Source organism: Allobranchiibius huperziae (genome assembly GCF_013410455.1).
GTDB classification, from domain to species: Bacteria; Actinomycetota; Actinomycetes; order Actinomycetales; family Dermatophilaceae; genus Allobranchiibius; species Allobranchiibius huperziae.
In genome coordinates, this window is record NZ_JACCFW010000001.1 from 1,036,095 (window position 1) to 1,058,649 (window position 22,555).

22 protein-coding genes, 2 tRNA genes and 1 other RNA gene are annotated in these 22,555 nt (G+C 70.0%); 19 read left to right on the plus strand and 6 right to left on the minus strand.

From position 1 onward, the window contains the following. Positions 1-12: 12 nt before the first annotated feature. On the minus strand, positions 13-663 hold the full coding sequence (locus tag HNR15_RS04900; RefSeq protein WP_179479609.1) for a TetR/AcrR family transcriptional regulator: 651 nt from the start codon (positions 661-663) through the stop codon (positions 13-15). Between the two features lie 287 nt (positions 664-950). Between HNR15_RS04900 and HNR15_RS04905 the strand changes: the two genes are divergently transcribed. The 4 genes from HNR15_RS04905 to HNR15_RS04920 all read left to right on the plus strand — a co-directional run bounded on the left by HNR15_RS04905 (position 951) and on the right by HNR15_RS04920 (position 5,649). Beyond that, a complete protein-coding gene (locus HNR15_RS04905; RefSeq protein WP_343048421.1) occupies positions 951-2,360 on the plus strand; it encodes an FAD-binding oxidoreductase in 1,410 nt (469 codons plus the stop codon). After that, positions 2,357-3,631, plus strand: a complete 1,275-nt coding sequence (locus tag HNR15_RS04910) for an SAM-dependent methyltransferase (protein WP_179479610.1) — start codon at positions 2,357-2,359, stop codon at positions 3,629-3,631. Before HNR15_RS04905 ends, HNR15_RS04910 begins: the two co-directional genes overlap by 4 nt. Positions 3,632-3,765: 134 nt before the next feature. Further along, positions 3,766-4,133: a transfer-messenger RNA gene (gene ssrA, locus HNR15_RS04915) on the plus strand. Positions 4,134-4,206: 73 nt separating this feature from the next. Continuing rightward, entirely contained in the window at positions 4,207-5,649 is a 1,443-nt protein-coding gene (locus tag HNR15_RS04920) for an NAD-dependent malic enzyme (RefSeq protein ID WP_179479611.1), read from the plus strand. 10 nt (positions 5,650-5,659) lie between these two features. Here the strand turns inward: HNR15_RS04920 and HNR15_RS04925 are convergent, their stop codons facing one another. Continuing rightward, a complete protein-coding gene (locus tag HNR15_RS04925; RefSeq protein ID WP_179479613.1) occupies positions 5,660-6,298 on the minus strand; it encodes a TetR/AcrR family transcriptional regulator in 639 nt (212 codons plus the stop codon). A 45-nt stretch (positions 6,299-6,343) separates the two neighbouring features. Then, positions 6,344-6,898, minus strand: a complete 555-nt coding sequence (locus HNR15_RS04930; RefSeq protein WP_179479615.1) for a hypothetical protein — start codon at positions 6,896-6,898, stop codon at positions 6,344-6,346. A 357-nt stretch (positions 6,899-7,255) separates the two neighbouring features. On the opposite strand from HNR15_RS04930, the gene HNR15_RS04935 reads away from it, so the two are divergent. The 8 genes from HNR15_RS04935 (at position 7,256) to HNR15_RS04970 (ending at position 15,496) form a co-directional block, all read left to right on the plus strand. Continuing rightward, complete coding sequence (locus tag HNR15_RS04935) at positions 7,256-9,526, plus strand: DEAD/DEAH box helicase (protein WP_179479617.1); 2,271 nt, start codon at positions 7,256-7,258, stop codon at positions 9,524-9,526. A 33-nt stretch (positions 9,527-9,559) separates the two neighbouring features. Beyond that, the gene (locus tag HNR15_RS04940) at positions 9,560-10,135 is read left to right on the plus strand and encodes a YqgE/AlgH family protein (RefSeq protein ID WP_179479619.1); all 576 of its coding nucleotides are present in this window, start codon (positions 9,560-9,562) and stop codon (positions 10,133-10,135) included. A 31-nt stretch (positions 10,136-10,166) separates the two neighbouring features. Further along, the gene (locus tag HNR15_RS04945; RefSeq protein WP_179479621.1) at positions 10,167-10,487 is read left to right on the plus strand and encodes a DUF3039 domain-containing protein; all 321 of its coding nucleotides are present in this window, start codon (positions 10,167-10,169) and stop codon (positions 10,485-10,487) included. Between the two features lie 185 nt (positions 10,488-10,672). Further along, on the plus strand, positions 10,673-11,764 hold the full coding sequence (locus tag HNR15_RS04950) for a DUF2382 domain-containing protein (protein WP_179479623.1): 1,092 nt from the start codon (positions 10,673-10,675) through the stop codon (positions 11,762-11,764). A gap of 153 nt (positions 11,765-11,917) precedes the next feature. After that, on the plus strand, positions 11,918-12,262 hold the full coding sequence (locus HNR15_RS04955; protein ID WP_179479625.1) for a hypothetical protein: 345 nt from the start codon (positions 11,918-11,920) through the stop codon (positions 12,260-12,262). Positions 12,263-12,336: 74 nt separating this feature from the next. Then, entirely contained in the window at positions 12,337-14,073 is a 1,737-nt protein-coding gene (locus HNR15_RS04960; protein ID WP_179479627.1) for a DEAD/DEAH box helicase, read from the plus strand. An 81-nt stretch (positions 14,074-14,154) separates the two neighbouring features. Beyond that, positions 14,155-14,673: a PadR family transcriptional regulator gene (locus HNR15_RS04965; protein ID WP_179479629.1), complete on the plus strand. Its 519-nt coding sequence runs from the start codon at positions 14,155-14,157 to the stop codon at positions 14,671-14,673. A gap of 52 nt (positions 14,674-14,725) precedes the next feature. Beyond that, entirely contained in the window at positions 14,726-15,496 is a 771-nt protein-coding gene (locus tag HNR15_RS04970) for an RDD family protein (RefSeq protein WP_179479631.1), read from the plus strand. A 22-nt stretch (positions 15,497-15,518) separates the two neighbouring features. Here the strand turns inward: HNR15_RS04970 and HNR15_RS04975 are convergent, their stop codons facing one another. After that, a complete protein-coding gene (locus HNR15_RS04975) occupies positions 15,519-16,322 on the minus strand; it encodes a hypothetical protein (RefSeq protein WP_179479633.1) in 804 nt (267 codons plus the stop codon). Positions 16,323-16,528: 206 nt separating this feature from the next. Here HNR15_RS04975 and HNR15_RS18580 point away from each other — a divergent pair, with 206 nt between their 5' ends. Continuing rightward, complete coding sequence (locus tag HNR15_RS18580; RefSeq protein ID WP_179479635.1) at positions 16,529-17,383, plus strand: universal stress protein; 855 nt, start codon at positions 16,529-16,531, stop codon at positions 17,381-17,383. Between the two features lies 1 nt (position 17,384). On the opposite strand, the gene HNR15_RS04985 is transcribed toward HNR15_RS18580, so the two are convergent. Next, positions 17,385-17,981, minus strand: coding sequence for an isochorismatase family protein (locus HNR15_RS04985; RefSeq protein ID WP_179479637.1), 597 nt, complete (start codon positions 17,979-17,981; stop codon positions 17,385-17,387). Beyond that, positions 17,978-19,276: a nicotinate phosphoribosyltransferase gene (locus tag HNR15_RS04990; protein ID WP_343048422.1), complete on the minus strand. Its 1,299-nt coding sequence runs from the start codon at positions 19,274-19,276 to the stop codon at positions 17,978-17,980. The genes HNR15_RS04985 and HNR15_RS04990 overlap by 4 nt, the downstream gene beginning before the upstream one ends. A 72-nt stretch (positions 19,277-19,348) precedes the next feature. Here HNR15_RS04990 and clpS point away from each other — a divergent pair, with 72 nt between their 5' ends. The 6 genes from clpS (at position 19,349) to HNR15_RS05015 (ending at position 22,517) form a co-directional block, all read left to right on the plus strand. Continuing rightward, positions 19,349-19,657 (plus strand): ATP-dependent Clp protease adapter ClpS, encoded by a 309-nt coding sequence (clpS, locus tag HNR15_RS17905; RefSeq protein ID WP_218883548.1) that lies wholly within the window; start codon positions 19,349-19,351, stop codon positions 19,655-19,657. Continuing rightward, positions 19,658-20,248: a DUF2017 domain-containing protein gene (locus HNR15_RS04995; RefSeq protein WP_179479641.1), complete on the plus strand. Its 591-nt coding sequence runs from the start codon at positions 19,658-19,660 to the stop codon at positions 20,246-20,248. Between the two features lie 39 nt (positions 20,249-20,287). After that, complete coding sequence (gene gltX / locus HNR15_RS05000) at positions 20,288-21,811, plus strand: glutamate--tRNA ligase (RefSeq protein WP_179479643.1); 1,524 nt, start codon at positions 20,288-20,290, stop codon at positions 21,809-21,811. 26 nt (positions 21,812-21,837) lie between these two features. Then, positions 21,838-22,242: a DUF3224 domain-containing protein gene (locus tag HNR15_RS05005; RefSeq protein WP_179479645.1), complete on the plus strand. Its 405-nt coding sequence runs from the start codon at positions 21,838-21,840 to the stop codon at positions 22,240-22,242. A 129-nt stretch (positions 22,243-22,371) separates the two neighbouring features. After that, positions 22,372-22,443: transfer RNA gene (locus tag HNR15_RS05010), tRNA-Gln, on the plus strand. A 1-nt stretch (position 22,444) separates the two neighbouring features. Then, positions 22,445-22,517: transfer RNA gene (locus HNR15_RS05015), tRNA-Glu, on the plus strand. Positions 22,518-22,555 lie beyond the last annotated feature (38 nt).

Consider the following 22,555-nt stretch of genomic DNA (forward strand, 5'->3'; position numbering starts at 1 on the left):
TCGTGATCGACGCTAGGCGTCGGTACCGAGAGTGCTGCGGTCTGTTCCGGCGGCGCATGCCGGAAGCAGGACCTGCTCGATGATGTGTTGCAGTCGAGCCGGCGTCGGACACTCGTCGAGCATCACGACGTGGTGGAATTTCAGGGCGGGGAGGACCGCGGCCAGCAGGTCCAGATCAGCATTCGCGCCAACCTCGCCACGACGTTGCGCGCGCTCGAGCACGATACGCAGACCCTCCATCCGCGGGGCAATGAACTTTTCGGTGAACAGCCGGGTGAACTCCGCGTCCCGGTGCAGTGCCGGCAGGACGGCGGCCATCACCTGGGACAGCTCGGTGGGCAGCTCGTGCGCGGGACAGAACATAGCGACCAGGTCGGTCTTCAGGCATCCGCTGTTCGGTACGTCGGGAAGGCTGTCCGCGCCGTCCGGACACGCGTGCGCCTCGACCGCCGCCACGACCAGATCCGCCTTGGACTTCCAGCGGCGGTACAAGGTGGCCTTGCTGGCCCGCACGTGTGCGGCCACCGCGTCGAAGGTCAGCCGGTCGTAGCCGCTCTCCAGCAGCACGGTGATCGCACCCGCGAGGATCTCGCGTTCGCGGTCGCCCTCGACCCGGGGCCGAGCAGCGGCAGGTGCAGCAACGGCTGCGCCGGTCGAGCTCATGGGGAATACCTCCGCTGGACGTGAGGTTGGCCCCGAGGTCTGCTGCGAGGACAACCGGATGGAACGGTACTGTTTCGTTTCATCCTGCACCTTTCGCACGCAACGTGCAACCGGGGCGGCCTGTGAGGGCGCTCACAGTGCGCTCGGCCGGCCCTGATCTTGTACGGGGCTGCGCCTGGACGTCGCTAATGTGCGGTATTGCCCGGTCTGCAGTGCGACAGCACGAGGCAGGTCGGAGACGGACGTCGTAGGACACACAGCACCGATGGAAGGTCGAGGCGAGCCCGGTGGCAGCGGTAGGGGCAGGAACGATCGGCTGGCGACGGCACACGGAGGCGGCCGCGGGACTGGTCGAGCAGCTACGTCGCATCCCGCCCGGCCGCCCGGTGCGGCTGGCGAAGAAGACCTCCAACCTGTTCCGCACCCGCGACGACACCCATCAACCCGGTCTGGACGTGTCCCGACTCGACGGCGTGATCGAGGTCGACCCGGTGGCCCGGACGGCCGACGTCCAGGGCATGGCGACATACGAGACCCTTTGTGCCGCAACGATTCCCCACGGATTCATGCCGTACGTCGTGCCGCAGCTGCGCACCATCACCCTCGGCGGCGCCGTGACCGGCCTCGGCATCGAGTCGAGCTCCTTCCGCAACGGACTGCCGCACGAGTCGGTGCTGGAGATGGACATCCTGACCGGTGCCGGCGAGATCGTCACCGCGACCGCGGACGGCGAGCACGCCGACCTCTTCCACGCCTTCCCCAACTCCTACGGGTCGCTCGGCTACAGCGTCCGGCTGAAGATCGCGCTCGACCCGATCGAGCCCTACGTGCACCTGCGCCACGTGCGCTTCGAGTTCTTGGGCGATCTCGTCGACGTCATGGGATCGGTGGTCGAGAGCCGCGAACACGACGGCGAGCGCGTCGACTTCGTGGACGGGGTTGTCTTCTCCGGTGAGGAGAGCTACCTGGTGCTGGGCACCTTCACCGGGCACGCGCCCTACACCTCGGACTACACCGGTCAGCAGATCTTCTACCGCTCCATCCAGTCGCGCACCGAGGACTACCTGAGCACGCTGGACTACATCTGGCGGTGGGACACCGACTGGTTCTGGTGCAACCGCGCGCTCGGACTGCAGAACCCTCGGGTACGCCGCCTGGTGCCGCGCCGCTACCTGCGCAGCGACGTCTACTCCCGGATCATCCGCTTCGAGACCCGGCACGGGGTGATGGCCGGAATCGACGCACGCCGCGGCAAGCCCGCGCGCGAGCGCGTCGTGCAGGACGTCGAGCTGCCGCTGGGGCGCACGCAGGAGTTCCTCGAGTGGTTTCTGCGCGAGGTGCCGATCGAGCCGATCTGGTTGTGCCCCATGCGTCTTCGCGAAGTGCCGACCGCGTCGCACGGGGAGGGCAGGCCGTGGCCGCTCTACCCGATGCGGACCGGCGAGACCTACGTCAACGTCGGCTTCTGGTCGACGGTGGCGATCGCCGACGGCGCCCAGGACGGCGACGTCAACCGCGAGATCGAGCGCGTGGTGCACGCGCTCGACGGACACAAGTCCCTCTACAGCGACGCCTACTACGAGCCCGAGGAGTTCTGGGCGATGTACGGCGGCACGACCTACGAACTGGTCAAGAAGGCCTACGACCCGGACGGGCGTCTGCCCGACCTCTACACGAAGGCGGTGAAGCGTCGATGACGATGACGATTGGTGAGGTGTTCGACGAGCTGTTCGGCACCGAGTTGCCGCTGAAGGTGACGGCGTACGACGGGTCGTCCGGTGGCAACCCCGCGGCGCCGTACGCGATCGAGCTGCGCAACGAGCGCGCGCTGCGCTACATGGTGACCGCCCCGGGTGAGCTCGGACTGGTGCGCGCCTACCTGATGGGCGACCTGGAGCTGCACGGTGTCTCACCGGGCAACCCCTACGACTTCCTCAATCTCTTCATGACCGACTTCCAGGTGAAGCGCCCGCAGCTGACGCGGCTGCCGAAGATCGCGAAGTCGTTGGGTATCAAGAACTTCCAGGTGCCGCCACTGCCGGACCAGGAGCAGCCGCCGCAGTGGCGCCGCGGCCTGGAGGGGCTGCGCCACTCCCGCAAGCGGGACGCCGACGCCATCCGCTACCACTACGACGTCAGCAACGAGTTCTACGAGCTGGTGCTCGGTGACTCGATGACCTACACGTGCGCCTGCTACCCGACGGACGACGCGACCCTGGACGAGGCGCAGGCCAACAAGTACGACCTGGTCTGCCGCAAGCTGGATCTGCAGCCCGGGCAGCGACTGCTCGACGTCGGCTGCGGCTGGGGCGGCATGGTGCGGCACGCGGTGGAGCACTACGGCGTCACGGCGCTCGGCGTGACCCTGTCGCGCAACCAGGCGACCTGGGCCGACCAGAAGATCAAGCAGATGGGCCTGGACGACCGGGCCGAGGTGCGTTACCTGGACTACCGCGATGTCACCGAGTCCGACTTCGACGCGGTCAGCTCCATCGGTCTGACCGAGCACATCGGGGTCAAGAACTACCCGGCGTACTTCAGCTTCCTCTACTCCAAGCTGCGTCCGGGCGGCCGATTGCTGAACCACTGCATCACGCGCCCGGACACGAAGACGCCGGCGCTCACCCGCGGCGGTTTCATCAACCGTTACGTCTTCCCCGACGGCGAGCTCACCGGCGTCGGCGTGATCACCTCCGCCATGCAGGACGAAGGGTTCGAGGTCCGGCACCTGGAGGATCTGCGCGAGCACTACGCGCGCACCTGCGCCGCCTGGGCGCACCGCCTGGAGGAGCACTGGGACGAGTGCGTGCAGGACGCGGGTCTGCCGATCGCCAAGATCTGGGGCCTCTACCTCGCCGGCTCGTCGCTGGGCTTCGCCCGCAACAACATCCAGCTGCACCAGGTGCTCGGCCAGAAGATCGGCGCCGACGGCGTCGCGGACTACCCGTTGCGACCGTCGTACGTCTGAGTGTCGTTCGGCGGCAGCGGTGTTCGGGCGTGGACGAAGGAATGTGTTCGCCCGGGGGAGCGTTGACGCCTACGATGGACGACGTCGACCCTCGTGGCCGGCGACAACTCAACAGTGCGACGTGCCCGCAACTTGGGGGTGATCGGTTTCGACGTTGACCGACCTTTCAGGGGAAGCGGGTCGAGGATGCACAGTTATCTCGTTAACGATCTGTGCAAAACCAATAGGTGCCAATTCCAAGCGCACCGACTTCGCCCTCGCCGCCTGAGCGAGCCTCGAAGTCCGTCAGCCTGAGGTAGTTCTCGACTCAGAGTCTGGCGTCAGCTAGAGAACTTGCTGTGTCGTCACGCCGAGGGGCGACACGGGACTCTTACTCGGCTGGGCCTGTCAGGGAACGTGTGCGCGCGAGCCCTGGGGCCGAGAAAATCCTTTGCGCACTGCACCCGGAGAAGCCCTGGAGCGCGTTCAGCGGACGCGGGTTCGATTCCCGCCACCTCCACTCCCGGCACGTCGCACTGTTGAGTCACCACCACCCCGACTGCCCGGTACGGCCGGGATGAACTTGAATGTGTGGCATGCCTGCCATGCCTTCGGTTTCGAACTCCATCATTGTCCGGCTGGAACTGCCCGGACGTCCCACCGCCGTCAGCGAACTGACCGGTGCGGTCGAGCGGGCCGGCGGCCTGGTGACCGCACTGGACATCAGCTCCTCCGACACGGCGCGCATGCAGGTAGACGTGACCGCAGCGGCCCGGGACGCCGACCACGCCGACGACCTGGTCGAGGCCATGCGCTCGATCGACGGTGTCGACATCCGCAAGGTCAGCGACCGGACCTTCCTCGCGCACCTCGGCGGCAAGCTGAAGATCGAGTCCAAGGTGCCGATCCGCAACCGCGACGACCTGTCGATGATCTACACCCCGGGCGTCGCGCGGGTGTGCATGGCGATTTTCGAGCACCCCGAGGACGCGCGCCGGCTCACCATCAAGCGCAACACCGTCGCCGTGGTCACCGACGGCACCGCGGTCCTCGGACTGGGCAACATCGGGCCCCTGGCCGCGATGCCGGTGATGGAGGGCAAGGCGGCGTTGTTCAAGCGGTTCGCCGACATCGACGCGTTCCCGATCTGCCTGGACACCACCGACGAGGACGAGATCGTGCGGACCGTGAAGGCCATCGCACCCGTCTTCGCCGGGATCAACCTGGAGGACATCTCCGCGCCGCGGTGCTTCGACATCGAGCGCCGGCTGCGGGAGGAGTTGGACATCCCGGTCTTCCACGACGACCAGCACGGCACGGCGATCGTGGTGCTCGCCGCGTTGCGCAACGCGCTGCGCGTGGTCGGCAAGGACCTGGCCGACGTGCGCATCGTGCAGAGCGGTGCCGGCGCCGCGGGTACGGCGATCACCCGGCTGATGCTGCACGCCGGCGCCCGCGACCTGGTGCTGGCCGACATCGACGGCGTCGTGCATCGCGACCGCCCCGACATCGCGGGTGACACGTCGTCCACCCTGGCGTGGGTGGCCGATCACACCAACCCGCGCGGGGTGACCGGCAGCCTCAAGGGCGCCGTACGCGGCGCCGACGTCTTCATCGGGGTGTCCGCGCCCGACCTGCTCACCGGGGACGACATCGCCACCATGGCGCCGGACTCGATCGTCTTCGCGCTGGCCAACCCCAAGCCGGAGGTCGATCCCACCGAGGCGGCCGCGCACGCGGCGGTCGTCGCGACCGGGCGCAGCGACTTCGCCAACCAGATCAACAACGTGCTGGTCTTCCCCGGTGTGTTCCGGGGGCTGCTGGATGCGGCGGCCACCGACATCACCCTCGACATCATGCTGGCCGCCGCGGTCGCACTCTCCGGCGTGGTCAAGCGCGAAGAGTTGAACGCGGCCTACATCATCCCGAGCGTCTTCCACCCGGGGATCTCCTCGGTGGTCGCCAAGGCGGTCGTCGACGCGGCCGGGGGCCGCGACCACCGGATGGCGGTCAGCCAGCCGGACGAGGCGACGGTCTGACCGTCCGCAGTCAGCGCCTGCGCTGGTGACTGCTGCGCCGAAGCCGGGAGGCGACCGCGCGACGGGCCACCGGGCCCAGGTCGTCGAACACGTCCAGCAACGTGGCGAGCTGGTCGAGGGTGGCGAGCGCGGCGTCCGCGCCGTCCGCTGCGACGCCCTGCATCAACTCCACTCCGACGAAGCCGCACGTCACGGCATGCGCCAGGCCGCCGACGTCGATCAGGTCCGCGACGGGGTGACCCGTCAGCACCCGGCGCAGGACGCGTTCGACCTGCTCGGACCACTGACCCAGGCAGTACCTGGCGGTGCTTGCCATGGCCTCGTCGTGCTGGCCGGCCGCCAGCAACTGGGCCATCATCGCGACGTTCCCGGCGCGGCGTTCCTCGGCGTTCAACTCCCGCGCCAGCACGAGGAAGGCCTCGATGTCGTCGATCGCGTCGAAGCGGTCGGCGTACGCGGCGACCCGGGCGTCCAGGGCGGTGCGGCAGGCCAGGTCGACCAGCTCCGCGACGGTGCCGAAGTGATAGAAGACCAGGGCCTGATTGACCCCCGCCCGGGTGGCCACGGCCCGCGCGGACACCGCACCGATCCCGTCCTCCCGCAGCACGGTGTCGGTGGCGTCCAGCAGCTTGTTCCTGGTGTCGTTCATCGCACCGCACGCTAGGGCACCGGGGCCAGGACTCGTCCGCATCCGTCAGGCGGCCGCCCTCTGGCGTGCCCGCTGTCGCCGCTTGCTGCGACGACCGGCGATGACGAAGAGAGCGATCGACACCAGGGCCAGGCCGATGCAGATGGCGAGGTAGACCGAGACGTTTCCCGGTGGGGGTGGATCGTGGGTGCACACCGTCGTCTGGGTGCATCGGTGGCCCACCACGCAGCTGGCCTCGACGCTGCACTCCCGGTTCCGCGATCCGCGCCAGAGTACGAACGCAGCCGCGGGGACTGCGAATGCAGGGAACAGCAGGACGCCCCAGAAACTATGCGGCCGACCGCGACACGCGAGAACTGCACCCACGGCGATGACCGCGACCGCTGGGAAGAAGATGACGCCGATGCCCGCCGTCAGCACGGTGACGACCCCGAACGTCGCCACTGCGGCCGCGGTGGTCGCCCACAGCAGGTACGCGGCGATATCCGAGACCCACGACGTGGGTGACCGCAACGAGCCGTCGGCCCGCGCCGAGATCGTGCGCATCGCGGGGTAGGGAGCCGGTGGCGGCGTCTTGAGCACTCGCTCAAATCTGTCCATTCGGCAATTTGAGCACTTGCTCAAACTGCCGTCAAGGGCGATGGGGGACCGGTGCGCGGGTCTTGGCCGGTGAGATGGGTCACTTCGTGGGCTGTTCGAGCCGTTCGAGACGTTTCGGATTCGAAGGTGACCGCGGGATCGGCTACGGTTGTCGAGTATTCACGCGATCTTGCGTTCTCTCTTTTGATCGGCCCACCTACTCCTGCAGTCTGCAGCGGGCCGACTTTCATGTATGGGCGCCGAGATCTTCGACGGCGCCATGCGCTCCCGCTCCTGTCGACACGGGCTCATTCGGTCCGGTCACTTCGACATGTTCAGCGGTGGTCTGTGCGCGCCCATATCTGAGAGGCACGAGAGATGAGCACCCCCAAACAGTCCGGTCCCAAGAAGCAGCGCTGGAGCCGAGCCCAGAAGCTCGAGGCGCAGCGCGCACCCGTCCGCCGCGCGGACGGCGCGCCCAGCCGATCGGCCGAGGGACCGCGATCCGCTGACCGCCGGCAGGGCTCGGCAGGTGGCCCGCGCTCGTACGGCAGCCGTGACCAGCGCCCGTCGTACAACCGCGACGACCGTGCGGACCGTGGGGAGCGCCGCTCCTACGGCAACCGCGAGGACCGGCCCAGCTACAACCGGGACAACCGCAGCGACCGCAATGAGCCCCGTTCGTACGGCAACCGGGATGACCGGCCCAGCTACAACCGTGCCGACCGCGGCGAGCGCCGCACCCCGAGCAACCGGGCCGAGCGCGGTGACCGGCCCTCCTACAACCGCGACGACCGTCCGACCTACAACCGCAGCGACCGCAGCGACCGCAGCGAGCCGCGTTCCTACGGCAATCGCGATGACCGTCCGACCTACAACCGCAGCGACCGCAGCGAGCCGCGTCCCTACGGCAACCGCGATGACCGTCCGACCTACAACCGCAGCGACCGCAGCGAGCCGCGTTCCTACGGCAATCGCGATGACCGTCCCCGCTACAACCGTGCCGACCGTGACGAACGCGGCGGCGAGCGCCGGACGCCGAGCAATCGCAGTGACCGGCCCAGCTACAACCGCGACGACCGTGGCGAGCGTCGCTCCTACGGCAACCGCGAGGACCGTCCCAGTTATGGCCGCGGTCCCCGCGACGAGCACCGGTCCAGCCGCCCGCGCAGCGATGAGCGCACCTATCCCCGCACCGATCACCGCTTCGAGCCGAAGGCAGATTCACCCGTGACCCAGCAGATCGCCCCCGTCGACACCGCCCCGGCGGCGCCCGAGAAGGCGGCGGTTCACACTCCCGACGGCCCCAACGGGTTCGAGGCGCTCGGCCTGCCCGAGACGCTCGTACGCCGCTTGGCCCGCGACGGCATCACCACGCCGTTCCCGATCCAGGAGGCGACCATCCCGGACGCACTCGCCGGGCGCGACGTGCTCGGCCGCGGCCGCACCGGGTCCGGTAAGACGCTGGCCTTCGGCCTGCCCGCCCTCACCCGGCTCGCGCAGGGCGGCAAGGCACGCCCGGGCTGCCCCCGCGCGATCGTGCTGGTGCCGACCCGTGAGCTGGCCATGCAGGTCGCCGACGCGCTGCAGCCGCTGGTGCACGCCATCGGTCTGCACCACAAGCTGGTCGCCGGCGGTATGCCGTACGAGCCGCAGCTGCAGGCCCTGGCCCGCGGCGTGGACCTGCTCATCGCCACGCCCGGCCGTCTGATGGACCTCATCGACCGCGGTGCGGCCGACCTGTCGCGCGTCGAGATCGCGGTGCTGGACGAGGCCGACCACATGGCCGAGATGGGCTTCCTGGAGGACATCACCAAGATCCTCGACGACGTCCCCGCCGGCGGTCAGCGCCTGCTCTTCTCCGCGACGCTGGACAGTGGCATCGACACCGTCGTCGACCGTTACCTGATCGACCCGGTCACCCACTCCACCGACGACGGCACGGTGAGCGTGACCAACATGGCGCATCACGCGCTGCTCATCGAGCCGCGCGACAAGAAGGTGGTCACGGCCGAGGTCGCGAACCGCGAGGGCCGCACCGTGGTCTTCTCCCGCACCAAGCTCGGCGCGGACCGCATCGCCAGCGAACTGCGCGAGCAGGGCGTCCTCGCGGCCGCACTGCACGGCGGCCTCAACCAGGGCCAGCGCAACAAGGTGCTGAGCGCCTTCAAGGACGGCCGCATCCCCGTCCTCGTCGCGACGGACGTCGCCGCGCGCGGTATCCACGTCGACGACGTGGGTGTGGTGCTGCAGGTCGACCCGCCGGCGGACCACAAGGACTACCTGCACCGTGCCGGACGCACGGCGCGTGCAGGCGAGGCCGGCACCGTCGTCACCCTGGCCCTGCCGCATCAGCGCAAGGCCGTCACCCGGCTGCTGGAGCAGGCGGGCGTGGAGTCGGGGCTGCAGCGTGCGCGTCCGGGCGACGAGGTCATCCGGGCCACCGGCGGCCGCACTCCGCAGGAGCGCTCGATCTCCGACCAGGACCTGCACCGCATCCTCACCCCCAAGCGCGAGGCGGGTCGCGGCGGCGGTCGTGGCGGCTCCAGCCGTGGCGGTAGCGGTCGTCCGGGCAACTACCGAGGCGGTCCCGGTGGCGGCTCCGGCCGTCGTACCGACGGGCCCTACCGAGGTCGACCGAGGGGCTGACCCTCGAGTCTCGCGCGGGGCAGAATGAACGGCATGGACGATCTCACCGGTCGGCTGCTGATCGCCTCCCCGCGCGAGGGCATCGGCAGCGAGGAGGACGCCGAGGTCGACGTCTTCGACCGCAGCGTCGTCCTCGTCCTGCATCACGACGACGACGGCGCGCACGGGCTGGTCCTCAACCGACCGCTGGCGGCCGATGTCGACTCGGTCCTGCCCGGTTGGCAGGAGCACGTCAACGCTCCGCCGCTGATCTTCCAGGGCGGCCCGGTGTCCATGGACACCGCGCTCGGCCTGGTCCGGATGCCCGGCACCACCGAATCGGTCGGCATCAAGCGGTTGTTCGGGGCGGTCGGTCTGGTCGACCTCGACGCGCCGCCGCTCGTGGTCGTCCCGGAGGTCGCGGGCATCCGCATCTTTGCCGGCTACGCCGGATGGTCCGGGGGGCAGCTGGAGGGCGAGATCGACATGGGGTCCTGGTTCGTCGTGGACGCCGAGGCCGAGGACGCGTTCACGCTGCAGCCCGGTGACCTCTGGGCCAGCGTCCTACGGCGTCAGCGCGGCACGTTGCGCTTCCTTGCGTCCTACCCGGCGGATCCCTCGCTGAACTGACCGCGCGGCCGGCGGAATCTACACTTCAGGGATGACCTCGCCACTGGATCGCCCCGACTCCCCGCCCAGCCCGTTGGAGCAGCCGAGCGGCCCGCGCACCTCCACGTCGGTCCTCGAGCGCGAGGAAGTGGTCCACCAGGAGCAGGAGCCCGGCGACCACGAGCGATTCGCGCATTACGTGCGCAAGGAGAAGATCCTGGAGAGCGCGCTCTCGGGTGAGCCGGTGACCGCGTTGTGCGGCAAGGTCTGGGTCCCCGGGCGCGACCCGGAGAAGTTCCCGGTCTGTCCGACCTGCAAAGAGATATTCGACGGAATTCGCGCGCCCCAGGACGGCGGCGAGGGCAGCAACTGACCGCTGCTGCCTTTCACGCAGCGCCGTACCCGGATTCGGGCCGAGTATGCGCAGTACCGGCCCAAAGAGAGATTGCGTCGTTTTAATCACGCATCTGTTGACTCGGGTGTGGTAATGCGTGGACGGTGGGGGCTGGGTGCCAACGACGGTGTCCACGTCCACGAATTGTTGGAGGCTCGATCCTCATGGTGAGCACAGACCAGATCAAGGACATCCAGGGCGGCAAGGCACTGGACAGCGACGGCAGCAAGATCGGCTCGATCAGCCAGATCTACCTCGACGATCGTTCGGGCGAACCGGAATGGGCCACCGTGCATACCGGCCTGTTCGGGACGTCCGAGACCTTCATCCCCCTTCAGGACGCGCAGATCGAGGGAAAGGACGTGAGATTCCCCTACACCAAGGACAAGGTGAAGGACGCACCTCGCGTCGACGCCGACCAGCATCTCGACGTTCAGCAGGAGCAGGAGCTCTACAAGTACTACGGGGTCACCTACGCAGGCAGTGACACGGCCGGCGATGACGCCAGTCGCGGTGGCGACTCGAACGCCGACCGGGGTCGAGACACGGCAGCAGCGGGCACCGCAGCGGCCGGCACCGCAGCAGCAGGGACGGCAGCCGCAGGCACTGCGGCGGCAGGTGACCGCAGCCAGGGCAGTGACACCCGCACGGGCGGCGGCACCGGATACGACGACACGGCCGGCCGGGACACCGCCGCCGCAGGCGGGGACACCGCCGCCACGACCGGCCGGGACACTGCTGCTACCACGGGCGGACCGACTACGGACCGGACCGACGACCACCACCGCAGCGAGGCTGCAGCGGTCGGTGACGACACCTCGCGGCGTTCCGCGGTCGGCGACGACACCTCCCAGCGCTCCGGCGTCGCGGGAGACGGCACCATCACCCGGCACGAGGAGCAGTTGCACGTCGGCACGGAGACGCGCGAGTCCGGTAGGGCGCGGCTACGCAAGTACGTGACCACCGAGGAGCAGACGGTCGCGGTGCCGGTCTCCCACGAGGAGGTCCACATCGAGCGAGTGCCGGTCGCCGAGGGCACCGCCGTCAGCGGCGACGCCTTCCAGGAGTCCGAGCAGGAGGTGACCCTGCACGAAGAGGTGCCGGTGGTCACCAAGGAAGCCCACGCGGTCGAGGGCGTGCGGCTCACCACCGAGCAGGTCCGTGAGGACAAGCAGGTCACCGAGCAGGTACGCAAGGAGCACATCGAGGTCGACGGCAAGGACATCGGCGAAGCCGATCAGGGAGACCGTCACTGATTCGATCGGGCAGCACGCCCCAGGACGGCCCGGCGGTGATCCGCCGGGCCGTCCTTCACGTCCGGCCATTGACACGGTCCTTTCCGGGGTGGACCGTGAGCCGCAGCGGCAGGCCGACGAGGCCCTGCCGTGTCCCTTCTGCGGAGGCTGCCCATGACTGATTCAGACCACACGCACGACGACGAGCAGACCGAGGGCATTCGACGAGCCCACCCGGGCGGCACGGCCTCGTCGGGGGAGCAGAGCGAAGGGGGCGGCACGCCGGAGCAGGGGGATATCCGGCACAGCGGATACGCGCCCACCGACACCGACGCCGGCGAGGAGGCCGAGGTCGAGCGGACCGGCACCCCGGGCGGTACGGCCGCCAGCGGCATCCAGAGCGAGGGCGGCGGCACCCAGGGCGACGGTGGCCGCCGGCACAGCGGGTGGGGGCCCACGGACGGCGAGACCGCGGACGTGGACGCGGCGCGGGACGCCGAGCGCACCGATCCCGAGTGAAGCACTGACGGGTTCGACGCGCCGGCGCGGGGCCGGTCGGGATCGTCCGCGGTCCTGGTTAGGGTTGTCGCCATATGAGTACCTCCGCCGCCTCGCACCTTTCACCGGCCTTCCCGGAGCGAGCGGCCTGGGGGACTGCGCACAAGCTGCGGGCCTGGCAGGCAGCGGCGCTGAAGCAGTACTTCGACGAGCAACCGCGTGACTTCCTGGCCGTCGCCACCCCCGGCGCCGGCAAGACGACGTACGCGCTGCGGCTCGCCACCGAGTTGCTCGACCGCGGCATCGTGGCCCAGGTGACGATCGTCGCGCCGACCGAGCACCTCAAGACCCAGTGGGCGGATGCCGCCGGCCGCGTCGGCATCCAGATCGACCCGCGATTCACCAACAGCCAGCAGGAGCACGCGTCCAGCTACCACGGGATCGCCGTGACCTACGCGGGCGTGGCCAGCAAGCCCGCGCTGCACCGGGTGCGGACGGCGGCCCGGCCCACTCTCGTGATCCTCGACGAGATCCACCACGGCGGCGACAACAAGTCGTGGGGCGATGCGATCCGGGAGGCGTTCGAGCCCGCCGTACGCCGGGTGGCCCTGACAGGGACCCCGTTCCGGTCCGACACCAGCCCCATCCCGTTCGTGCGGTACGAAGCAGGTGCCGACGGCATCCGACGCTCGGCCAGCGACTACGCTTACGGCTACGCGGAAGCGTTGCGCGACGGCGTCGTGCGCCCCGTGATCTTCATGGCCTACGGCGGCGCGATGCGCTGGCGTACCCGGGCCGGCGACGAGGTCGCGGCCAGGTTGGGCGAGCCGCTCACCAAGGATCTGACCGCCTCGGCCTGGCGCACCGCGCTGGACCCCGGGGGCGAGTGGATCCCGTCGGTGCTGCGCGCCGCCGACACCCGCCTGACCCAGGTGCGCCGGCACGTCCCGGACGCCGGGGGTCTGGTGATCGCCTCCGACCAGACCAACGCCCGCGCGTACGCCCGGGTCCTCGCCGCGATCACGGGCGAGCAGCCGGTCGTCGTACTGTCCGACGACTCCGGTTCCTCCGGCCGCATCGAGGAGTTCGCGCAGGGGGAGCAGCGCTGGATGGTCGCGGTCCGGATGGTGTCCGAGGGCGTGGACGTGCCACGGATGTGCGTCGGGGTCTACGCCACGTCGGCTGCGACGCCGCTCTACTTCGCGCAGGCGGTCGGGCGCTTCGTGCGGGCACGCCGGCGCGGCGAGACCGCCAGCATCTTCCTGCCCAGCGTGCCGGGCGTGCTGCAGCTCGCAGCGCGGCTGGAGGAGTCACGCGACCACGCGCTGGACCGTCCGCGCAGCGACGCCGACGACGGCCTGTGGAGCGAGGAGGAGGACCTGCTCGCGGCCGCCAACGCGAGTGAGCCGGTCCAGTCCGGCCAGGGCAGCTTCGAGGCGCTGGAGTCCGACGCCGAGTTCGACCATGTGCTCTTCGATGCCCAACAGTTCGGTCTCGGTGCCGCGCCCGGCAGCGCCGACGAGCAGGAGTATCTGGGCCTGCCGGGCCTGCTGGAGCCGGACCAGGTCACCCATCTGCTGCGCCAGCGGCAGGAACGACAGGTGGGCGCCCAGCCGCCGGTCCCGGTCGCCGCGCACCGCGCCCTGGCCGCCCAGCGCAAGGAGCTCAACTCGCTGGTGTCCGCCTACGCCCGCAAGACCGGCGAGCCGCACGCGAAGCTGCACAGCGAGTTGCGCCGTGTGTGCGGCGGGCCGTCGCTGGACCGGGCGTCCACCGACGAGGTGGGTGCTCGGATCGACGCCGTACGACGGTGGTTCGTCGGACGTCGCTGACCGCGTATCCGGGTGCGGTAGTGCGGAATTCACCGACCGCGTAGCCACCGCGGGAGGAGGTCCATTCGGTAAAATTGGACCATGCCGATCACCCGTCTGACCACCGCGTCGTACCTCGTGCTCGGGCTCGTCCGGCACCTGGGCACCGCGAGCCCGTACGACGTCAAGCAAGCCGTCGCCGGCACCATCGGGCCGTTCTGGGCGCTGCCGCACGCGCAGGTCTACGTGCAGTGCGACAAGCTCGTCGCGGCCGGTCTGCTCGCTCAGTCCCAGGAGAAATCCGGTCGCCAGCGTCGCACTCTCTCCCTGACCGCGGAGGGCCACGAGGCCCTCTCCGAGTGGCTGCACGACGACACCTTCGTGCCCGTCGAGGCGCGCGACCTCGGCCTGCTGAAACTGTTCTTCGGTGCCTCGCCCGAGGTCCTCGCACCCACCCAGATCAACGAGCACCGTCGTTCGTTGAAGGGCTACGAGCACCTGGCGGCGGCGAGCGGGGAACAGCTGCCGCAGGGCCCCTCGGGTGCGCTGACCTTCGGTCTGCAGTACGAGCGCTGGATGATCCAGTTCTGGACCGAGCAGCTGCAGCGACAGACCTCCTGACCGTCCGCGGGGCGACGCACCGTGCCCCGCGCGCGGTGAGAGGATCGATGTCATGACGCAGCGCCCGTCCGGCTGGTACGAGGACCCCGACGATCCGGACCAGTTGCGGTACTGGGACGGCATCCTGTGGTCACCGCGCAGGATGCCCAAGGTCAAGCCGGGCCTGGAGCGCTCCGGTCCGGTCCAGGACCTCCGCGGCCGGTCCGACTCCGCGGATCGCGGTGTCACCCTTCGTCCCTCACCGCGGCCGCAGTCCGATCCGTGGCGGCAGCAGGGAGCGTTGCTGCAGGCACCGGTCACCACCCCTGACGGAGACGTCCTCGCGGGATGGTGGCATCGGGCCGGCGCCGCCATCGTCGACTACCTGCTGGTGTCCCTCATCGGCGCTCTCGTCTCCCTGCCCTGGACTCTGGACTGGGCGCGACAACACTCGGACTACCTGAACACCGTGTCCACGTGGAAGGGGTCGGGTCAGGTGCCCTACCCCCCGTGGCAGCTCTTCGTCGCCGACATCGTCGTCTACGCCCTGTACGAGATAGGGATGACGGTGTGGCGCGGACAGACCATCGGCAAGATCCTGACCGGCATCCGGGTACGGCGCTCGTCGTCGGCCGGCTCGCCCGGCCTCGGCGCCGCGGTCAACCGTTTCCTCGTCAAGTGCGTCTATCTGCTGCTGAGCTTCGTGCCGGCGCTGGGGTTGCTCGCCATCGTCTTCGTGCTGCTGGACTATCTGTGGCCGCTGCGCGATCCGAAGCGCCGGGCGCTGCACGACCTGTCCGCGCACACCTACGTCGTACGCACCAGAGGCCAGATCCCGCGCTGAGCTCCGGTCGCCGGTGGCCCGCTCAGCTCGCTGCGGCGGTGAGCGCGTGGGAGCTCAGGTCCTGCACGGCTGTGCGCACGTCGGCGTAGCTGACCGAACGGAAGAGCCGCCGGATCTGCAGCGCCTTGTCCTCGGTGATGCCCCGGATGTGGGTCAGCACCAGCTCGCGGTCGTCCTGCCGCAGCACCGCGGTCAGGTCCTCCACGCTGCGCTCACGCAGCGCGAGTTTGGTGGCCAGCAGCATGTTGAGCATGCCCGGCCCGTGCCGACCGGCCTCCCCGGTGATCGCACCTCCGAGCCCGCCCGCGAGTTGGAACGCCACGGAGCGCAGGGCGCACCCGCGGACGAACGCCGCGAGCTCCGCGCTGCCGGCCGCGTGCTCACCACCGCTGCGGATGCCCGCCCGGATCATCGGGCCGCTCCCGCTGAACTCATCGAGGGCGTCCAGCCCGGCGCCGCCCGCGGGCAGCCGCACGACCACGGGCACCAGCAGGTTGAGCGCCTCGCGCCACGTGGGGGAGTAGGGCACGTGCAGCCCGACGAGCTCGTGGCGGCGATGCGCGCTGACCAGCTCGGCGGTCTCGATGAACTGGTCGATGTCGTCGGTCAGACCGGCGACGATCGCGATCCGCAGCGCGCCCTTGGTCGCGAGGGCTGGGCGCACCATCCGCGGCGGCAGCAGCAACGACCCGACGTAGGTCGCCTCCGGCGTGCCGACCCGTCGGGCGCGACTTTCCAACGTCTCCTGCAGGGTCGCGCCCACGAGGGCCGAAGCGTCGTCGAAGAGGCCTGCGAAGAGCGGCTCCGGGGGTAGCACTGCGGACATGGGACTAACCGTATGCCGCCTGGGTACGCGCTGGTACTCCGACCGGCGCAAGGGGCAGGACTAGCATTCAGGTGGTTCTCCGATGCCGTGCAGGACAGCTTCAGTCGGCGCTCCTAGCGTCGAGGCCGAGCGGGCAGCGGGTCCGCCGGCGGCCACCTTCCGCGAGCGGCCGTCACGATGATGTGCGCTGCGACGGAGGTCCCACCGTGGACGACAACCAGTATCGGATCGTGGCGGGTGTCGACTCCTCGCACGCCTCCACCACGGCCGTGGAGTGGGCGGCCAGGGCCGCCGCGGCCCGACAGGGGAGTCTGCGTCTGCTGCACGGTTTCAGCCCGGACCAGTCCGGTTTCGCGTTCGGGATGGATACCGATGCCGACGCGATCCGCACCTCCGGGGAGCGCCTGCTGGCGCGGCTGGCGGCACACGTCCACGCGGCGCACGACACGGTGGCGCTGACGACGGCCCAGTCCGACGACTACCCGGCCAAGGCCCTCGTCCGTGCGAGCCTCGCGGCGGATCTGGTCGTCCTCGGTGCGCACGGCGATTCCCAACTCGGGCTGGCCTCGGTGGGGCAGACCGCCACGCAGGTCGCGAGCCACGCATCGGTGCCGGTGACGATCGTGCGCGGGGCGCCGGACGACCCGTTCGGCCGGATCACCGTCGGGCTGGACCCCTCCGAGGACGCACGCAGAGCTCTGGCCTGGGCGGTGGACGAGGCCGGTCGCACGGGCGCAGAGGTCCTCGCGGTGCACGCCTGGCAGCCCCAGGACGCCGACGACCCGCATCTGCGCAAGGCGGACTGGGCCGCGTACTCCCGCCAGGTCGAGGACCGGGTGCAGGAGTGGATCGAGCCGCAGCGACGGGCGCACGCCGACGTGAAGGTGCAGGTGCAGGTGGACCGGGCCAACCCGAGCAAGGTCCTCACGATGAGCTCCCGCTCCAGTGACCTGGTCGTGGTGGGTGCCCGCGGTTCGGGGGGCTTCGAGGGGCTGCGGCTCGGTCGGGTCTCCCGGGACCTGCTCGGCCACGCCGCCTGCTCCCTGACGATCGTGCGCTGATTCAGCGGGTCGCCGCGGTCCGGATGCCCGCCGCTGCGAACTCGTCGTACGCCGCGCTGGTGCTCTCGGTGGCGACGCCGGCCGCGAGATCGCGCAGCACCGTCGTATGCAGGCCCTCCCGGGCGGCGTCGAGCGCCGTGGCCCGCACGCAGTAGTCCGTCGCCAGGCCGCACACGTCGACGGCGGTGATGTCGCGCTGCCGCAGCCAGTCCGCCAGAGGCGTTCCGGTGTCGTCGACACCCTCGAATCCGCTGTACGCAGCACGGTGTTCGCCCTTGCGGAACGTTGCATCGACCGATCCCAGCGCAGCCTGGAAGGCCGGGTGGAAGTCGGCGCCGCCGGTGCCGACCTCGCAGTGGACCGGCCAGGATGCGCTGAAGTCAGGGTCGCTCGACCAGTGCGCACCGGGGTCGATGTGCCAGTCGGCGGTGGCGACGACGGCCGCGTAGCCGTCCGCGTGAGCCGCGATCCACGCGGCGATGCGGGCGGCCACGGCTCCACCGCCGGCCACCGCCAGGGAGCCTCCCTCGCAGAAGTCGTTCTGCACGTCGACGACGATGAGGGCGCGCCGCGTCTCCGGGTCAGCCGGGACGCTCATGCGTGGTCCTCGTAGATCGTGGGGATGACGGGCTCTCCGCGGGACAGCTGGGTGGCCGCCGGCGGCAGCTGTGCACGGGAGGCCGCGTGCCGGTCTCTCGCGGTGTCCAGGTCGTCCTTGTAGACCCGCTCGCCGTCCACGACCAGATCGACCATCAGCGGACGGTCGTCGCCGTCGTTGCTCGGCCGTTCGCCCAGCCCGATGACCTCGGCCTGCGCCACCCCGTCCGGTGACATCCGGCGCATGGCGTACTTGCGCCCGGCGACCGACGCCTTGTCCTTGGACTTCTTCGCCACTCCGATCAGCTCGCCGTGCTCGTCCTCGTGCGCGACCAGTTTGTAGACCATGCCGGCCGTGGGCGCTCCCGAGCCGGTGACCAGGCTGGTGCCGACGCCGTACATGTCGACCGGAGCGGCCCGCAGGGTGGCGATCGCGAACTCGTCCAGATCGGAGGTCACCACGATCCGGGTGTCTCGCGCCCCCAGCGCGTCCAGCTGCTCCCGCACCGCGTGCGCGCCGACGACCAGGTCGCCGGAGTCGATGCGGACCGCGCCGAGACCGGTCCCGGCCGCGGCCACGGCGTTCCGCACGCCCTCGGGGATGTCGTAGGTGTCGACCAGCAGCGTGGTGTCGGAGCCCAGGCTCGCGACCTGCGCGTCGAAGGCCGCCCGTTCGGTGTCGTGCAGCAGGGTGAACGCGTGCGCGGCCGTCCCTGCCGTCGGCACGCCGTACCGCTGCCCTGCCGCCAGGTTGGAGGTGGTGGAGAAGCCCGCGATGTACGCCGCCCGCGCGGCGGCCACGGCCGCCTCCTCGTGGGTGCGCCGTGAGCCCATCTCGATGCACGGCCGCTCACCCGCGGCACCGGTCATCCGAGACGCCGCAGCCGCGATCGCACTGTCGTGGTTGAGGATCGAGAGCGCAATCGTCTCCAGGATCACTCCCTCGGCGAAGCTCGCCTCGACCACCAGCACCGGCGATCCGGGGAACTGGATCTCGCCCTCGGCGTAGCCGGTGATGGTGCCGGAGAACCGGTAGCCGGCCAGCCAGTCCAGGGTCGGCTCGTCCACGACCCGACGTTCGCGCAGCGACTCGATCTGCTCCTCGCCGAAGCGGAAGTCGGCGAGGGCGTCGAGCAGGCGGCCCGTCCCGGCGACCACGCCGTACCTGCGCCCGTCGGGCAACCGGCGCGCGAAGACCTCGAAGACGCTGCGCCGGTGCGCGGCGCCGCTCGCGAGGGCCGCCTGCACCATCGTCAGCTCGTAGTGGTCGGTCAGCAGTGCGGTCGATCCGGTCACAGTCGCCGAGTCTAGGGGTGTGCCGCCGTCGGTGGTTCGGAGTGGAACTTCGCCTGCGCCTACCCTGGGGCCATGTCCGTGGCCCCTCCCGAGCACGCCCTGCCGGACGTCGATCCGGACCTCGAGGCGGATCTGCGGGCCGGGCTCGACCGGCCCTGGGTGACCATCGTCTGGAACGACCCGGTCAACCTGATGTCCTACGTCTCCTGGGTCTTCCGGACGCACTTCGGGTATTCCGAGGCGAAGGCGAACCAGCTGATGATCGCCGTGCACGAGGAGGGCCGGGCCGTGGTGTCCACCGGCCCCCGCGAGCAGATGGAGTCCGACACCGAGGCGATGCACACCTACGGCCTGTGGGCGACTCTGCAGAAGGACGAGTAGATGGCAGAGGCCTTCCGCCGCAAGGGCGCCCGGTACGTCGGCAAGTTCGATCAGGAGGAGCGCGAGGTCATCGTGTCGTTGCTCTCGCAGGTGCGCGAGCTGATCGCCCTGGACGAGGAACCGGCCACCGGCGACCCCATCCGCGACCTGCTCGACAGCCTGGGCCGTGAGCCCGCGTCGGCGCGCGAGGTCGACGCCCGCGACCCGGCGCTGCGCCGGCTGCTGCCGCAGGCGAGTCGGGACGACGACGCCCTGGCACAGGACTTCCGGGCGCTCGCCGAGCACGACATCCGCCGCGCCAAGGCCGCCAACCTGTCGACCGCGATTCACGCCCTCTCCTTCGAGGGCGGCTCGCGGGTCGAGCTGGACCAGCGTCAGGCGCAGGCCCTGATGATCGCCGTGGGCGACGTGCGGCTGATGCTGGGGGAGCGGCTCGACCTGCGGACGGACGAGGACGCCGAGCGGCTGCAGGAGGGGCTCGACCTCGGACGACACGGCACCGGCAACGACGGCGAGCGGCAACTGCTCGCGGCCTACTACGACTTCCTCACCTGGATGCAGGAGTCGCTGGCGCTCACGCTCACGGGCTGAGGACCACCGCGTGCGGCGCTACTAGGATCGGTGGCCACCATGACTGCCACTACCCCCTCGTCCCCCGTCCGGCTGCGCGTCGCGCCCTCACCGACCGGGGATCCGCACGTCGGCACGGCGTACATGGCGATGTTCGACCTCGCCTTCGCCCGTCAGCAGGGCGGGAAGTTCATCCTGCGGGTCGAGGACACCGACCGCGCGCGCTTCCAGGAGGACAGCGAGCAGCAGCTCTACGACACCCTGCACTGGCTCGGTCTCACCTGGGACGAGGGGCCGGACATCGGCGGCCCGTACGCGCCCTACCGGCAGTCCGAGCGCCTGGAGACCTACCGCCCGTACGCCGAGCAGCTGCTGGCCGACGGGCACGCCTACCTGTGCTGGTGCTCGCCGGAGCGGCTGACCGCCATGCGGGAGATGCAGCAGAAGACCAAGCAGCCCACCGGCTACGACCGGATGTGCCACGGCAAGACCCGCGAGGAGCGCGCGCAGCTGCCCGGCTTCACCGAGACTCCCGTCGTGCGGATGTTCATCCCGGACGACGTCCAACTTTCCTGGGACGACCTGGTGATGGGGCACACGAGTGCGCCGCGTCCGGACGACCAGGTGATCGTCAAGGCCGACGGTTTCCCGACCTACCACCTCGCCGTCGTGGTCGACGACCACGAGATGGGCATCAGCCACGTCGTCCGCGGCCAGGAGTGGATCTCCAGCACCCCCAAGCACCTGCTGCTCTACACGTGGCTCGGGCTCACGCCGCCGGCGTTCGCTCACATGCCGCTGCTGCGCGATGAGAAGAAGGCCAAGATCTCCAAGCGCAAGAGCCCGTGGGCGAAGCTCACATGGTTCCGCGACGAGGGCTACCTGCCCGAGGCTCTGGTCAACTTCCTTGCGCTGCTGGGCTACCCGCCGATCCTGGAGGCCGACGGCACCGAGCGCGAGGTCTTCAGCTTCCAGGAGTTCTCCGACGGTTTCGCGTGGTCGAAGATCAACAAGGCGGGTTCGGTCTTCAACCTGGAGAAGCTGAACTGGCTGAACGGCCACTACCTGCGTGAGCTGGGCACCGACGACTTCGCCGCTCGGCTGCTGCCCTTCCTGCAGCGCGACGGGGTGCTTTCCGGCAGCCCGACGCTGCCCGAGCTCGGCCGGCTGCAGCGCGTGGCCGAGCTGGTGCAGACCCGCATCGTGCTGCTGAAGGACGCCACCCCGCTCGTGGCGCCGTTCTACGTTGCCGACGACGACCTGCCGATCGCGGACGACGCCCGCGCCCAGCTCAAGGAGGGTGCGGCCGAGGTCCTGGACGCTGCCGTCGCCGCGCTGGAGCCGATCAGCGGCTCGGTGGGCCTGCCCGACGGCAGCGGCGTCGAGTGGACCCACGACCGCATCGAGGCGGCTCTGCGGGCGGCCATCGTCGAGGGGCTGGGGGTCAAGCCGAAGCTCGCCTTCGGGCCGCTGCGTACGGCGATCTCCGGCCAGCGCATCTCCCCGCCGCTCTTCGAGTCGATGGAGATCCTCGGCAAGGCCTCGGTGCTCGCCCGGCTGAAGCGCCTGCGCGCTTCGCTCTGAGCTCCGGGCGGGCCTACGCTGCCCGGGTGGGAGATGCATCACACCGGACGGCGAGCGGATCCTTCGAGATCACGATGACGCCGGGGGAGGGCGACGACACCCCGGGCGTCGGCCGGTGGACGTTCGAGAAGACCTTCGCAGGCGACCTGGCGGGCACCTCGCGCGGTCAGATGCTCGGTGCGGGCGACCCGGCGACCGGGTGCGCCGGGTACGTCGTGATCGAGATGGTGCGCGCGCGCCTGGGCGGCCTGCAGGGCGGATTCGCGCTGCAGCACTTCGGGATCATGGATGCCGGCGACCTGCGCCAGCAGATCGAGATCGTCCCCGGCACGGGCCTGGACGATCTGGTCGGCATCGCGGGCACCCTCACGATCACCCAGGACGACGCCGGTCGGCACCGCTACGAACTGACGTACGCGCTGCCCGAGTGAGCCGTCGCGAGGCCGTGGGGCCTGCGCTGGAACCTTCTCGATTTGGGTCGAGATGCCCCAGGCAGTAAGGTTTCTCCTCGGTTCACGTACACGGCAGGTCCTCGGACTCTGGCGGGCGTGATACCCCCATGGGGTATGGTGTAATTGGCAGCACGACTGGTTCTGGTCCAGTTAGTCTAGGTTCGAGTCCTGGTACCCCAGCGGCCCCGTTGTGTAGCGGCCTAGCACGCCGCCCTCTCAAGGCGGTAGCGCGGGTTCGAATCCCGTCGGGGCTACGTAAGTAGCGAGAAGAGCGGTTCCCAGCATGCTGGGG